Below are 14,109 nucleotides of genomic sequence, written 5' to 3'. Positions count from 1 at the left end.
CGACCCCTACATTTTAATGCCTGCTGTCTTTCGATTCTTTTCCGTATTTCCGCTGTGGTTGCTCCACATCATCGGATGCGTTCTGGGCTGGGTGGCTTTTGCTGCCTCGGGTGTGTATCGCCAACGCTTTCTGGCCAATGCGGCGCTGGCGGGCTACTCGTTTGCGCAGGTGCGCGCCGCCGTAGGCCACGCCGGGCGCATGGTGGCCGAGTTGCCCCGGCTGTGGTTGGGCGCGCCTGTGCCGGTTCGCATCGAGGGCGAGCCCTGCGTGGAGCAGGCCTGGGCGGCCGGGCGCGGTGTGATTTTTCTCACCCCGCATCTGGGGTGCTTCGAGATGTCGGCCCAGGCCGTTGCCATGCGCTGGAGTGCCCAGCAAGGCCCCATCACCGTGTTGTACCGCCCCGCGCGCCAAGCCTGGTTGGCCAAGGTGATGGAGACGGCACGTAATCGCCCAGGCATGCAGGCCGTGCCCACCACGCTGGCGGGGGTGCGCCAGATGATCAAGGCGCTGCGCCGTGGCGAAGCCGTGGGCCTGTTGCCTGACCAGGTACCGCCCGAAGGGCTGGGGGTGTGGTCGCCCGTGTTTGGCAAACCGGCCTACACCATGACGCTGGCCGCCCGCCTGGCGCTGCAGACCGGCGCTACCGTGCTGCTGGTGCGCTGCGAGCGCGAACCGATGGGGCGGGGCTTTGTGATGTATGCCGAGCCCTTGCCGCAGCCGCTCGACGCTGACCTGGAGACCGCCGTGCGCCAGGTCAACGAGGCCATGGAGCATGTGATTCGCCAGTGCCCTGGCCAGTATCTTTGGGGCTATGGCCGCTACAAGCAGCCCCGAGCCGAAGCCCCAGCGGTGGAGGCCTCGTCATGATGAGTCGGCTGGGTGTGTGGTTCATGGGCGTGCTGGCCCGAGTGCCTTTGCCGGTGTTGCGCGCCATGGGGGCCGCGTTGGGGCGGGTGTTGTTTGTGCTCGTGGTGCCACGGCGCAAGATTGCTCTGCGTAATCTTGAGCTGTGCTTTCCGCAGGCATCGGTTGAGCAGCGCACGCAGTGGGCGCGCGAGAGCTTTATCGTCTTTTGCCAGACCTGGCTGGACCGCAGCTGGCTGTGGTCCGCCCCTCAGTCGGTGGTGGAGCAGCGCGTGAAGCTCCAGGGCGCTGTGCAGGAACTGGACGGCGATGTGCCCACCATCATCTTCGCTCCCCATTTCTACGGGCTGGACGCGGGCGGGTTGGTGTTGCCGCTGCGCACTTCCCGGGCGTTCACGTCCATTTTTTCTACCCACCCTGACCCGGTCATTGACGCCTGGTTCATGGCGGGCCGCCAGCGTTTTGGCGACGTGCGCATGCTCAACCGCGCAGACGGGGTCAAGCCCATCATTTCCAACCTGCGCAAGGGTGGGCTGCTCTACTTGCTGTCCGACATGGACTTTGGCGCTGGTGAGTCGATCTTTGTGCCCTTCTACGGCGTTCCAGCGGCCACGGTGCCTTCGCTGTCGCGCTTTGCGCGCCTGGGCCGCGCCAAGGTGATTGGCATGTACACGCGACTGACTCCCGAGGGCTATGTGGCCGAGCTGACGCCCGCGTGGGACCACTATCCCACCGACGATGTCGAGGCTGACACCGCCCGCATGAACCGCGAGCTGGAGAGCTACATCAACACCATGCCCGGCCAGTACTACTGGGTGCACAAGCGCTTCAAGACGCGGCCTGAGGGGCAGCCTTCCTTGTACAAATAACCCGTGGAGCGGGCGCGTAGCGGCGCGTGGTGCTTGATGAGGTGAAAGCCTTGCGGAGCTCGTCCGTTAAGCGCTGCAAGCTACTGTTTCAGTAGCAAAAAATGCCCCAATTCCTTCGCGACGCGCTCGGGGTGTTCATGCACCACCCAGTGCGATGCGTGCTCGATCTGGCGCAGCCGCAGGCGGTGCACCCAGTCGGGCAAGCCTTGCAGCAGCCCGGGCAGCAGGGCGGGGTCGTTCATGGCCCACAGCACCAGCGTAGGCACATCCACGCTCAGCATCGATGCAGGCAATTCCAGGTCCAGCGCGGCGCGGTCGCCTTCGCGCGGCGGGCGCAACGGGCTGGCGCGGTAGTAGTTACAGGCTCCGGTCAGCCCCTGGCTCCACAGCGCCCGGTATTGGGCGCGCACAGCCTCGGTCAACCACGCGGGCGCGTGGCCTTCCGGGGTGTTGAAGAAAGCGAACAGCCGCTGAAAGTCGTTCTCGGCCAGCAGCGATTCTGCGTCTGGTCTGCACAAAAAGTGCATGTACTGGCTGGCGGCCTGCTGGGCTGCGTTGGTTTGCAGTTCGCGCAAAAACGCGCCGGGGTGGGGCGAGTTGATGACCGCCAGGCGCTTGAGCCATTGCGGCTGCTGGTTGGCCAGGTTCCAGGCCACGGCGCCACCCCAGTCGTGCGCGACCAGGCACTCCACGGTCCCCGTGGTGCACACCGCCGAGATCAGCGCGACCAGGTCTTGCACCAGGTGTTTGGCGCGGTAGGCTTCGGTGGCTTGGGGTTGGCTGGATTCGCCAAAGCCACGCAGGTAGGGCGCCACGCAGTGGTAGCCGCCGTTTTCGGGGCGGGCAAAGTGCAACAGCAACTCATCCCAGATGAACGCGCCTTCCGGGAAGCCGTGCAGAAACATCAGCACCGGGCGTCCGCGCGAGCCACTTTCGCGGCATTGCAATGAAATCCCGTGGGGCAGGGTGACAGTGCGGGTCTGGATCATGGCGCGATTTGCTATAAGTTATATAGCTGCTCGCGCTTTGCCTATAAGCGCTGGCGGCTATTTGGTTGATGGGTTCTCGTCGGCGGCCTGTGGGCTGGCTGGGAGGGATTGGGCACCTCCCTCTGCCGCAGGCTCCGTCCCTTGCGGACGCACGGGGTGCGCCCATTGCCACAGCAATTGCGCTACTTCGTCCACCCCCTGCTTCTTCAGGGCCGAGAACATCTTCACCTCGCCTCCGCCGGCTTGCAGTCGCGTAATGGACAGCACTTTGGCTTGCTCCGAGCGGGTGAGCTTGTCGGCTTTGGTCAGCACGATGAGGAACTTCAGTCCCTCTTCCACGCGGGGGCGCACCGCTTCGAGCAGGGCTTCATCCAGCTCCGTCAGGCCCAGGCGCGGGTCGCACAGCAGCACGATGCCCGTGAGGCCGGGGCGGCTGACCAGATAGTTCACCATCACCTGCTGCCAGCGCAGCTTGTCGGAGCGCGACACCGCCGCGTAGCCGTAGCCGGGCAAGTCGGCCAGCACGGCGTCGGTCACGCCCTGCTTGCCCAGGGCGAACAGGTTGATGTGCTGGGTGCGCCCTGGCTTTTTGGAGGCAAAGGCCAGTTGCTTTTGCTGGGTGAGGGTGTTGATGCAGGTGGATTTGCCGGCGTTGGAGCGGCCCACGAAGGCGATTTCCGGCACATCGATGGGGGGCAGGTGGTGCAGCTGGGCAGCGGTGGTCAGAAAGCGTGCCGTGTGCATCCAGCCCATGGCGATCTTGGCGTCGGGTGCGGGCGGAAGGCTGCCAGCAACTGGCGCAGAAAGATGGGTTGTCATGGAAAGTTGGGATGCTCTGGAGCCTCATTGTAGAATCGAGCGGCTTTTGCGCACATAAACACACACCCTCGATATGAAGTTGCTCGCCTCCTTGTTGACGGCTGCCGTACTGGCAGCACCTGTTTTCTCGGCCTTTGCAGCGGGTGATGCACCCAAAGTGGCCAAGCCGGACCTCGTCAAAGGCGAGGCCAGCTACACCGCTGTGTGCGCGGCATGCCACGGTGCTGACGGCAATTCAGCCATCGCAGTCAATCCCACGCTGGCCCAGCAGCACCCCGAATACCTCGTCAAGCAGCTGCAGGAGTTCAAGTCCGGCAAGCGCAACAACGCGGTCATGAAGGGCTTTGCCGCCATGCTGACCGACGAAGACATGAAGAACATCGCCTACTGGGTGGCTTCCAAGCCAGCCAAGGCAGGTTTCGCCAAGGACAAAGACCTGGTGACCCTGGGCGAGCGCATCTACCGCGGCGGCATTGCAGACCGCAACATCGCCGCCTGCGCTGGCTGCCACAGCCCCAACGGTGCTGGCATTCCTGCCCAATACCCACGCCTGTCGGGCCAGCACGCTGACTACACCGTGGCCCAGCTGAATACCTTCCGTGATGGCACCCGTGCCAACAGCACCCAGATGACCCAGGTCGCTGCCAAGCTGAACGACAAGGAAATCAAGGCGGTTGCCGACTACATTGCCGGCCTGCGCTGAGTTGCGCTGATGCATTGGGTGGCTTCTTTTGGAGGCCACACGGAACCAACCGCCAATAAACAAACCCAAAAAGGGCGGGCCCATCCAGACGATGGCCCCGCCCTTTTTCTTCGCCTCCTGCCCTTTTATCTCCATGTCTGAAACCACCCAAGGCGTTCGCGTCCAGTCGGGCTCACGGGCTCTGCGCGCAGGGGTCGAACTGCTGTCGTCCATGCGGTTTGCCATTTCGCTGCTGACGGTGATCTGCATTGCCTCGGTCATTGGCACCGTGCTCAAGCAGCATGAGCCGGCCGTCAATTACGTGAACCAATTTGGGCCCTTCTGGGCAGAGCTTTTTGGTGCTTTGCAGCTCAATGCGGTGTACAGCGCGTGGTGGTTTTTGCTGATCCTGGCCTTTTTGGTGGTCAGCACGTCCCTTTGCATCGCTCGCAACACCCCCAAATTTTTGAGCGATATCAAATCTTATAAAGAAAATGTGCGCGAGCAGAGCCTGCGCGCGTTCCACCACAAGGCCGAAGCGGCCCTGGCAGAAGGCACGGAAGCCGAGGCCCGGCGCATTGGCGGCATGCTGGCCAGCGGGGGCTGGAAGGTGCGTCTGCAGCAGCGTGACACCGCCGCAGGCCCCGGTACCGGCTGGATGGTGGCCGCCAAGGCAGGGGCTGCGAACAAGATCGGCTACATCGCCGCGCACAGCGCCATCGTGCTGGTGTGTGTGGGTGGTTTGCTCGACGGCGATTTGATCGTGCGCGCCCAGATGTTGCTGGGCGGCAAGACCCCTTACGCGGGCAGCGGGCTGATTGCCGATGTGAAGCCAGAGCACCGCTTGTCCGAGCGCAACCCGACCTTCCGTGGCAACCTGGTGGTGGCCGAAGGCACGCAGTCGGGCACGGCGATCCTGAACCAGTCGGACGGCGTGCTGCTGCAGGAGCTGCCGTTTGCGGTGGAACTCAAGAAGTTCATCGTGGAGCACTACTCCACCGGCATGCCCAAGCTGTTTGCCAGCGAAATCATCATCCACGACAAAGCCACGGGCGAGAAAACACCGGCCCGTGTGGAGGTGAACCACCCCGCCAGCTACAAGGGCATCGAGATTTACCAATCCAGCTTTGACGATGGGGGCTCCCAGCTCAAGCTGCGTGCGGTGCCCATGGCGCCTGGAGCCCAGCCGTTTGATGTGGAAGGCGTGGTGGGTGGCTCCATCCAGCTCACCAACAAGGGCGGAGCCGCGGGCGGCGACACCATGACCCTGGAGTTCACGGCGCTGCGCACCATCAACGTGGAAAACTTCGCGGGGGCGCCCAACATGTCGGGCGCCGATGTGCGCAAGGTGGATTTGCGCGAGTCCGTCGAGTCCCGCCTGGGCGCTGCCAACAAGACCGTGACCAAGAAAGAGTTGCGCAACGTGGGCCCCAGTGTGAGCTACAAGTTGCGCGATGCCGCAGGCCAGGCCCGCGAGTACCACAACTACATGCTGCCCGTGGACACGGGCGATGGCACGCCAGTGTTCCTGCTGGGCGTGCGCGAAGCGCCTTCCGAACCCTTCCGCTACCTGCGTGTGCCTGCCGATGACCAGGGCAGCATGGATGGCTTTGTGCGCATGCGTGCAGCGCTGGCAGACCCCGCCGCTCGCGACAAGGCTGTGCGCCGCTATGTGGCGCAGGCCATCGAGCCTTCGCGGCGTGAACTGGCCGAGCAGTTGTCCCAATCCGCCTCCCGGGCCCTGGCCGTGTTCGCGGGTGCGATGCCAGCTGCTCCAGGCAAGCCAGCCGGTGGGCTGCAAGCCATTTCTGATTTCATGGAAGCCAACGTGCCAGAGGCCGAGCGCTCTCGCGCGGGTGAGGTGCTGATCCGCATCCTGAACGGCACTTTGTTTGAGCTGGTGCAACTGACGCGCGAAAATGCGGGCCTCAAGCCCCTGGAGCAGGACGATCGCACCCGCGCCTTCATGACGCAGGCGGTGCTGTCGCTCAGCGACGCCGTGATGTACCCCGCCCCGATTGCTTTTGAACTGAAGGACTTCACCCAAGTGCAGGCCAGCGTGTTCCAGGTGGCCCGTGCCCCCGGCAAGAACATTGTCTATCTGGGTTGCGCCTTGCTCATCCTGGGCGTTTTTGCCATGCTTTACATCCGTGAACGCCGTGTCTGGGTGTGGTTATCGCCCCAGGAACAGGGCTCTCATGCTCTGATGGCGTTTTCCACCAACCGCAAAACGATGGACGGCGACAAGGAATTTGTCCAGCTCGCTCAAAAACTGATCGGGGCGCAGCCCCACACAGGCCACGCATGAACACCGCAACCACCACCATCACCTTGAACGAAGGCTTTTTGTCGCGCCGCAACTGGCTGGACTGGCTGTTTGCCGTCCTGGTCACTGTGGGCGGTCTCTACGCCTTTCAGCGCTACAGCGCCTACATGGATGTGTATGAAAAAGGCATCCTGATCGGCGCGGTGCCCAGCGTGATCTGGCTGGGCTGGTTCTGGCGCCCTTTGCGGGTGCTGATGCTGGTGGTGGCGGCCCTGGCGCTGATGGCCATCGGCCTGTACCAGCAAGATGGTGCGGGCACCCTGGCGCGAGCAGAGACGGTGTTTGGCCTCAAGTACTTCCTGTCCAGCCAGTCGGCCATTCTGTGGATGAGCATGCTGTTCTTCATGAGCACTGCGTTCTACTGGATCGGCATGTTCTCGCGCGGGGAGGGGAACACCATGAGCATGATCGGCTCACGCATCGCGTGGGTGGCGGTGGCCATGGCCCTCATCGGCACGCTGGTGCGCTGGTACGAAAGCTACCTCATCGGCCCTGATGTGGGGCACATCCCGGTCAGCAACCTCTACGAGGTGTTCGTGATGTTCTGCTGGATGACCGCGGCGTTCTACCTGTATTACGAAGAGCAGTACGAAACCCGCTCGCTCGGGGCCTTCGTCATGCTGGTGGTGAGTGCGGCTGTGGGCTTCTTGCTCTGGTACACCGTGGTGCGGGAGGCACATGAAATCCAGCCCCTGGTGCCCGCCCTCAAGAGCTGGTGGATGAAGCTGCATGTGCCAGCCAACTTCATTGGCTACGGCACGTTTGCGCTGGCCGCCATGGTGGCCTTTGCCTACCTCATCAAGATGCAGGCCAGCGAAACCCGTTGGTACAAGCTTGCACCCTTGTGGCTGCTGGGCGTAGTGCTGTGCTTTGAACCCATCGTGTTTCGCCAGAACGCCACCGAGGGTGGCAGCAGTTACTGGATGGTGTACTTCGGCATTTCCGCGCTGATCGTGGCCGCCATCCTGTGGGGGCGCAAGCGCATTGCCGAGCGTCTGCCCAGCTTTGAGGTGCTGGACGACGTGATGTACAAATCCATCGCCGTGGGCTTTGCCTTCTTCACCATCGCCACCGTGCTGGGCGCGCTGTGGGCTGCCGAAGCCTGGGGCGGCTACTGGAGCTGGGACCCCAAGGAAACCTGGGCGCTGATCGTGTGGCTGAACTATGCATCCTGGCTGCACATGCGCCTGATGAAGGGCCTGCGCGGCGCCATCTCTGCCTGGTGGGCGTTGGTGGGGTTGGTGGTCACCACCTTCGCCTTCCTGGGGGTGAACATGTTCCTGAGCGGGCTGCACAGCTACGGCACCCTGTAACTTTTACGCGCAGCGCCCCCCACTACAGGGGGCGCTTGCCCTCCGGTGGGCAACTGTTTCGTCTTCGGTGTAACCTGATTGGTCTGCAAAGCGAACTAAGCGTCGCTTTTGTGCTCATACAGCGCGGCAGTCACCATTCCACCGGAGAAACTCATGCGGACACCTCCTCGCAACACGGGCTTTCAACACCCGTATTCCAGCGAAATCACCCCCAAGGCCGTTTACGAAGACCGCCGTCAGATGCTCAAGCGGATGGCGGGTGGCGCTGCGGGTGTTGCCATCGCCGCATGGGCGGGGCGCCAAGCCATGGCCCAGCAGGTCACGCGCCCTGGCAAGCTCGCAGCCCTGGCCAGCACCAAGTCGGCCGTGGCAGGTGCGGTGACGATGGAGAAGCTCACCGATTACAAGGACGCGAGCACCTACAACAATTTCTATGAGTTCGGCACCGACAAGGCCGACCCCGCGCGCAACGCGCACACGCTCAAGACCACGCCCTGGACGGTGGAGGTGGAGGGGCTCATCAAGAAGCCGGGCAAATACGGCATTGAAGATCTGCTCAAGCTCAGTGCGCAGGAAGAGCGCATCTACCGCCTGCGCTGCGTGGAAGGCTGGTCGATGGTCATCCCCTGGGTGGGCTATTCGCTGGCCGAGCTGATCAAGCGTGTGGAGCCCATGGGCAGTGCAAAGTATGTGGAGTTTGTGACGCTGGCCGACAAGGCCACCATGCCCTATGTGGGCTCGCGCGTGCTCGACTGGCCCTATGTGGAGGGCCTGCGCATGGACGAAGCCATGCACCCGCTGACCCTGCTGGCGTTTGGCATGTATGGCGAGGTGCTGCCCAACCAGAACGGCGCGCCCGTGCGTCTGGTGGTGCCATGGAAGTACGGCTTCAAGAGCGCCAAGAGCATCGTCAAGATCCGCTTCGTCGAGAAAGAGCCTGGCACTGCCTGGAACAAGGCAGCGCAGCAGGAATACGGCTTTTATTCCAACGTGAACCCGCATGTGGATCACCCCCGCTGGAGCCAGGCCACCGAGCGCCGCATTGGCGAAGACGGCCTGTTTGCCAAGAAACGCAAGACGCTGATGTTCAACGGCTACGAGGCCCAGGTGGGCCAGCTGTATGCGGGCATGGACCTCAAGAAGTTCTACTGACATGCGGGCTGATACAAGCCCGCAGCGCCCCTCCGGCACGCAGGGCGACTGGCGCAAGGCGCTGCTGCATCCGGCCATCAAGCCCATCTTGTTTTGCGCGGCGCTGCTGCCTGCCGTGTGGCTGGTGGTGGCTGCGGCCACCAACCAACTCGGTGCCAACCCGGCCGAGGCGCTGATCCGCTCTACCGGTGACTGGGCCCTGCGCGCGCTGTGCGTGGTGCTGGCCCTGACCCCGCTGCGCGTCGCGTTTGCCGTGCCCGCTCTGGCGCGGTGGCGGCGCATGTTGGGGCTGTTTGCGTTCTTCTACGCTTTCTTGCATGTGCTCAGCTACAGCTGGCTGGACATGGGGCTGGCCTTGCCCGACATCCTGGCTGACATTGCCAAACGGCCTTTCATCCTGGTCGGTACGCTAGCCTTTGTGGTGCTGCTGGCGCTGGCGGCCACCTCGTTCCAGCGGGCCATTCGGGCGCTGGGAGGCAAGCGCTGGCAGGCTCTGCACCGCACGGTGTACGCAGCCGCTTCGCTGGCGGTGCTGCATTTCTTCTGGATGCGCGCTGGCAAAAACGACTTTGCCGAAGTCGCACCTTACGCCGCCATCATCGCGGCGCTGCTGGGATGGCGGCTGTGGCGCAGGCTGAAGGGCTGACCCGGGTGGCGCTGCGTTCCTTGGGGTGAGATTGCTATATTTTTAGTAGCTGCTTGCGCTTATGGATAGAGCGCTATAGGCCAATTTCTCTCTGTATTTCAAGGGTTGATGGTGCCCTTGTCTTGCGGTGGGTGCGCTGAGGTGTTTGGTTGCACGAACTTCGTGGGCCACGAAGTTCGTGTAAACTGGGCCGTATGAAAAACGTCACCATCACGATGGACGACACCGTGGCCGAATGGGTGCGGGTAGAGGCGGCCAAGCGTGGCAGCAGTGTGTCGCGGCTCATGGGTGAATGGCTGGCCGAAAAAATGCGCCAGGAAGACGCCTACGCGCAGGCCATGCGCGAGGCGCTGGCGTTTGAGACCTGGGGCGCTTCATCAGGCCCCTATGTGCCCCGCGAGACCTTGTTCCAGCGATGAGCACCACCCCCATTTTTGTTGACACCGAAGTGCTGCTCGCCAGCGTGGACGAGCGCGACCCGGCGCGCCAGGCGCGTGCGCGCGAGTGGCTCACTTTTTGCTGGCAAACGCGCAGCGGGCGCATCAGTTCGCAGGTGCTCAACGAGTTGTACAACCAAGCCATCCAGCGCTTTTCCGGTCCCCATGTGCTGCAGCAAGTGCGTGCCCAGGTGCGCCGCCTGCGCGTGTGGCTGCCGCCGCATCTGGATGCCTACACCGTCGATGGCGCCTGGGATCTGCAAGACCGTTACGGCCTGGGCTACTGGGATGCGCTCATCGTCTCGTCCGCCCACCAGCAGGGCTGCCGCTACCTGCTGACCGAAGCCTTGCCGCACGACCAGGTGCTGGACGCCGTGCGCGCCATCAACCCCTTTGTTTTGGCCCCCAACGAACTGGACACTGCCGAATGACCTCTGCCGCCACGCCTACCGACACGCTCGCCAACGCTTTGAACCGCATCCGCCCCGATGTGCGCGCCATGCACTCGTACGTGGTGCAGCCGTCCACCGGCATGCTGAAGATGGACGCGATGGAGAACCCCTTCACCTTGCCTGAGGCGCTGCAGGCTGCGCTGGGCCAGCGTCTGGGGGCGCTGCCGTTGAACCGCTACCCAGGGGCACGGCAGAACGATCTGCGGGCTGCTTTGAAAGCCTATGCGGGCGCACCCACGGATTACGACGTGGTGCTGGGCAACGGCTCTGACGAACTCATCACCCTGCTGGCACTGGCCTGCGCACAGCCCGGCACCGGCCACCGCGCCACCATGCTGGCCCCCATGCCGGGCTTTGTGATGTATCCCATGAGCGCGCAACTGCAGGGGCTCGACTTTGTGGGCGTGCCGCTGACGCCCGACTTTGAGCTGGACGAGCCCGCCATGCTGGCCGCCATTGCGCAGCACCAACCCGCCATCACCTACATCGCCTACCCCAACAACCCCACGGCCACGCTGTGGGACGAGGGCGCGGTGCAGCGCATCATCGACGCCGTGGGCGCGCAAGGCGGCATCGTGGCGGTGGATGAGGCCTACCAGCCGTTCGCCAGCCGCACCTGGCTCACCCGCATGCAGGCCGAGCCTGCGCGCAACGCCCACGTGCTGCTCATGCGCACGCTCAGCAAGTTTGGCCTGGCCGGTGTGCGCCTGGGCTACATGCTGGGCCAGCCCGCGCTGGTGGCCGAGATCGACAAGGTGCGCCCCCCCTACAACGTGAGCGTGCTCAACTGCGAAGCCGCCCTGTTTGCGCTGGAGCATGCCGACGTGTTTGCCGCCCAGGCGGCCGAGCTGCGCGCCCAGCGCACGGTGCTTATCGATGCCCTGCGGGCCATGCCCGGCATCGAAAAGGTTTGGGACAGCGAGGCCAACATGGTGCTGGTGCGCGTGGCCAACGCTGGCAAGACCTATGAGGGCATGAAAACCCGCAAGGTCCTGATCAAGAACGTTTCTACAATGCACCCATTGCTGCACAACTGTTTGCGTTTGACCGTGGGCAACGCCCAGGACAACGCCACCATGCTGGCAGCACTCCAAGCCTCCTTATGACCTCCTCCGCACTCGTCACCTCTTCCGCCATCGACCCCACGGCCGACCGCATTGCCGAAGTCAGCCGCAACACCGCCGAGACGCGCATCACCGTGCGCATCAACCTCGACGGCACGGGCCAGGCCAAGCTGCACACCGGCATCGGTTTTTTTGACCACATGCTCGAGCAGATCGCACGCCATGGCCTGATCGACCTGGACATCGACTGCGCAGGCGACCTGCACATCGACGGCCACCACACGGTGGAAGACGTGGGCATCACCCTCGGCCAGGCGTTTGCGCGCGCGGTGGGCGATAAGAAGGGCATCAACCGCTATGGCCACGCGTATGTGCCGCTCGATGAAGCGCTGAGCCGCGTGGTGGTCGATTTTTCGGGCCGCCCCGGCCTGCATCTGCACATCCCTTTCACCGCAGGCAGCATTGGCGGTTTTGACACCCAGCTCACCTACGAATTCTTCCAGGGCTTTGTGAACCACGCGGGCGTGACGCTGCACATCGACAACCTCAAGGGCATCAATGCCCACCACCAGTGCGAGACGGTGTTCAAGGCTTTTGCCCGCGCACTGCGCTCTGCGCTCACACGCGATCCGCGCGCGGCAGGTACCATTCCGTCCACCAAGGGCAGTCTCTGATTTTTAAGCCAAAAAGGCCTCTAGCGCCCATCCAGTAAGCGCTAACAGCTATGAATACAGAAGCAAAAACAGTCGCCGTGGTGGACTACGGCATGGGCAACCTGCGGTCGGTCTCGCAGGCCGTGCAGGCGGCAGCGCAAGGCACGGGCTGGACGGTGATCGTCACCTCGCGCCCCGACGAAGTGCGCGCTGCCCAGCGCGTAGTGCTGCCAGGGCAGGGCGCCATGCCCGACTGCATGCGCGAACTGCGTGAGTCGGGCCTGCAAGAGTCCGTGCTGGAAGCTGCAGCGTCCAAGCCGCTGTTTGGCGTGTGCGTGGGCATGCAGATGCTGCTGGACCACAGCGCCGAGGGCGACACACCGGGCTTGGGCCTGATCCCTGGCGAAGTCATCAAGTTTGACCTGGCAGGCCGCACGCAGCCCGATGGCAGCCGCTTCAAGGTGCCGCAGATGGGCTGGAACCAGGTGCGCCAGGTGCCCCACGGTGGTGCGGTGCACCCGGTGTGGGCAGGAATTCCTGACAACAGTTACTTTTACTTCGTGCACAGCTTTTACGCCCGCCCGCAAAGCGCCGCGCACTGTGCCGGAGAGGCAGACTACGGCGGAGTATTCGCCGCAGCCATTGCGCGCGATAATATTTTTGCCGCGCAATTTCACCCCGAGAAGAGCGCGGAACACGGCCTGGCCCTGTACCGCAACTTTCTGCACTGGAACCCCTGAATCTTTCAACCCGTTCGGGCCGAGTTTCACCTCGCCCTTTTCCTCCCGAACCCATCATGCTGCTCATCCCCGCCATCGATCTCAAAGACGGCCACTGCGTTCGCCTCAAGCAAGGCGATATGGACCAATCCACCACCTTTGGTGAAGACCCCGCGGCCATGGCCCGCAAGTGGGTGGATGCCGGGGCACGTCGCCTGCACCTGGTCGATTTGAACGGTGCTTTTGCGGGTACGCCCAAGAATTACAGCGCCATCAAGTCCATCCTCAAAGAGGTGGGTGACGACATTCCCGTGCAGCTGGGCGGCGGCATCCGCGACCTGGACACCATTGAAAAGTACATCGACGGCGGCCTGCGCTACGTCATCATCGGCACCGCTGCGGTGAAGAACCCCGGGTTCCTCAAAGACGCCTGCAGCGCCTTCGGCGGCCACATCATCGTGGGCCTGGACGCCAAGGACGGCAAGGTCGCTACCGACGGCTGGAGCAAGCTCACCGGCCACGAAGTGGTGGACTTGGCCAAGAAGTTTGAAGACTGGGGCGTCGAGTCCATCATTTACACCGACATCGGCCGCGACGGCATGCTCTCGGGCATCAACATCGACGCGACCGTGAAGCTGGCCCAGGCTTTGAGCATCCCCGTGATCGCTTCGGGCGGTCTGTCGAACATGGCCGACATTGAGCAGCTGTGTGCTGTGGAGTCCGAAGGCGTGGAAGGCGTCATCTGCGGCCGCGCCATTTACAGTGGCGACCTGGACTTTGCTGCTGCGCAAGCCCGCGCCGACGAACTCGGCGAAGCCTGAGATTGCGCGGGCTGCGGTGAGCGCAGCCGTTGAAACCCACAAAAAAGCCCCGCCCGGAGAGCAACTCCGGGCGGGGCTTTTTGTTGGCTGGTCAGCAGGCGGGAAGGGCGGTGGCGGTGTTGATGGCGCGCACCGTGCCCACCAGCGAACTCCAGTAGCTTGGCAGGCTGGCCCAGGGGTTGCCGACCTGCGTGGTGGGGTTGTATTGCAGGTTGGTGGCGTACACCAGGCCGTGGTTGTAGCGCGCGGCGTTGTTGCACAAATGCCGGTCGCAGCTGATGTAGGCTCGGGAGATGAGAGAG

General features: G+C 63.5%; 15 protein-coding genes and 1 pseudogene. 13 read left to right on the top strand and 3 right to left on the bottom strand.

The genetic code is table 11. The features are described 5' to 3' along the window. The first annotated feature begins 16 nt into the window (after positions 1-16). Together IHV84_RS14965 and IHV84_RS14960 are read left to right on the top strand one after the other, a co-directional pair. Positions 17-868 (top strand): lysophospholipid acyltransferase family protein, encoded by an 852-nt coding sequence (locus IHV84_RS14965; RefSeq protein WP_198847447.1) that lies wholly within the window; start codon positions 17-19, stop codon positions 866-868. Beyond that, a complete protein-coding gene (locus IHV84_RS14960; RefSeq protein ID WP_198847446.1) occupies positions 865-1,734 on the top strand; it encodes a lysophospholipid acyltransferase family protein in 870 nt (289 codons plus the stop codon). The genes IHV84_RS14965 and IHV84_RS14960 overlap by 4 nt, the downstream gene beginning before the upstream one ends. 80 nt (positions 1,735-1,814) lie before the next feature. On the opposite strand, the gene IHV84_RS14955 is transcribed toward IHV84_RS14960, so the two are convergent. Next, positions 1,815-2,723 (bottom strand): alpha/beta fold hydrolase, encoded by a 909-nt coding sequence (locus tag IHV84_RS14955; RefSeq protein ID WP_198847445.1) that lies wholly within the window; start codon positions 2,721-2,723, stop codon positions 1,815-1,817. A gap of 57 nt (positions 2,724-2,780) precedes the next feature. After that, a complete protein-coding gene (gene yihA / locus IHV84_RS14950) occupies positions 2,781-3,542 on the bottom strand; it encodes a ribosome biogenesis GTP-binding protein YihA/YsxC (protein ID WP_067511846.1) in 762 nt (253 codons plus the stop codon). 73 nt (positions 3,543-3,615) lie between these two features. Between yihA and IHV84_RS14945 the strand changes: the two genes are divergently transcribed. The 11 genes from IHV84_RS14945 to hisA all read left to right on the top strand — a co-directional run bounded on the left by IHV84_RS14945 (position 3,616) and on the right by hisA (position 13,807). Continuing rightward, positions 3,616-4,245: a cytochrome c gene (locus tag IHV84_RS14945; protein ID WP_066697399.1), complete on the top strand. Its 630-nt coding sequence runs from the start codon at positions 3,616-3,618 to the stop codon at positions 4,243-4,245. Positions 4,246-4,378: 133 nt separating this feature from the next. Beyond that, positions 4,379-6,532, top strand: coding sequence for a cytochrome c biogenesis protein ResB (locus IHV84_RS14940; RefSeq protein ID WP_198847444.1), 2,154 nt, complete (start codon positions 4,379-4,381; stop codon positions 6,530-6,532). Continuing rightward, positions 6,529-7,863 carry a c-type cytochrome biogenesis protein CcsB gene (gene ccsB / locus IHV84_RS14935; protein WP_198847443.1) on the top strand — a complete coding sequence of 445 codons (1,335 nt, stop codon included), beginning with the start codon at positions 6,529-6,531 and terminating at the stop codon, positions 7,861-7,863. The genes IHV84_RS14940 and ccsB overlap by 4 nt, the downstream gene beginning before the upstream one ends. Before the next feature lie 153 nt (positions 7,864-8,016). Further along, positions 8,017-9,015, top strand: coding sequence for a protein-methionine-sulfoxide reductase catalytic subunit MsrP (msrP, locus tag IHV84_RS14930; protein WP_198847442.1), 999 nt, complete (start codon positions 8,017-8,019; stop codon positions 9,013-9,015). 1 nt (position 9,016) lies between these two features. After that, the gene (locus tag IHV84_RS14925) at positions 9,017-9,661 is read left to right on the top strand and encodes a sulfite oxidase heme-binding subunit YedZ (RefSeq protein WP_198847441.1); all 645 of its coding nucleotides are present in this window, start codon (positions 9,017-9,019) and stop codon (positions 9,659-9,661) included. Positions 9,662-9,855: 194 nt separating this feature from the next. Next, on the top strand, positions 9,856-10,080 hold the full coding sequence (locus IHV84_RS14920; RefSeq protein WP_066697387.1) for a CopG family transcriptional regulator: 225 nt from the start codon (positions 9,856-9,858) through the stop codon (positions 10,078-10,080). Beyond that, complete coding sequence (locus tag IHV84_RS14915) at positions 10,077-10,529, top strand: PIN domain-containing protein (protein WP_066697385.1); 453 nt, start codon at positions 10,077-10,079, stop codon at positions 10,527-10,529. The genes IHV84_RS14920 and IHV84_RS14915 overlap by 4 nt, the downstream gene beginning before the upstream one ends. Continuing rightward, complete coding sequence (hisC, locus tag IHV84_RS14910; RefSeq protein WP_066697377.1) at positions 10,526-11,656, top strand: histidinol-phosphate transaminase; 1,131 nt, start codon at positions 10,526-10,528, stop codon at positions 11,654-11,656. The genes IHV84_RS14915 and hisC overlap by 4 nt, the downstream gene beginning before the upstream one ends. Next, positions 11,653-12,288: an imidazoleglycerol-phosphate dehydratase HisB gene (hisB, locus tag IHV84_RS14905; RefSeq protein WP_044400277.1), complete on the top strand. Its 636-nt coding sequence runs from the start codon at positions 11,653-11,655 to the stop codon at positions 12,286-12,288. Before hisC ends, hisB begins: the two co-directional genes overlap by 4 nt. Positions 12,289-12,338: 50 nt before the next feature. Then, positions 12,339-13,007, top strand: coding sequence for an imidazole glycerol phosphate synthase subunit HisH (hisH, locus tag IHV84_RS14900; protein ID WP_198847440.1), 669 nt, complete (start codon positions 12,339-12,341; stop codon positions 13,005-13,007). Positions 13,008-13,063: 56 nt separating this feature from the next. Beyond that, positions 13,064-13,807, top strand: a complete 744-nt coding sequence (gene hisA / locus IHV84_RS14895) for a 1-(5-phosphoribosyl)-5-[(5-phosphoribosylamino)methylideneamino]imidazole-4-carboxamide isomerase (protein ID WP_044400271.1) — start codon at positions 13,064-13,066, stop codon at positions 13,805-13,807. Between the two features lie 91 nt (positions 13,808-13,898). Here the strand turns inward: hisA and IHV84_RS14890 are convergent. Further along, positions 13,899-14,109, bottom strand: a pseudogene (locus tag IHV84_RS14890) (hypothetical protein); the annotation flags it as partial.

It is taken from the genome of Acidovorax sp. IB03 (assembly GCF_016406015.1).
Classification (GTDB): domain Bacteria; phylum Pseudomonadota; class Gammaproteobacteria; order Burkholderiales; family Burkholderiaceae_C; genus Acidovorax; species Acidovorax temperans.
The sequence above is the reverse complement of the archived record's forward strand: the minus strand, read 5'-3'. Positions and strand labels throughout refer to the sequence as shown.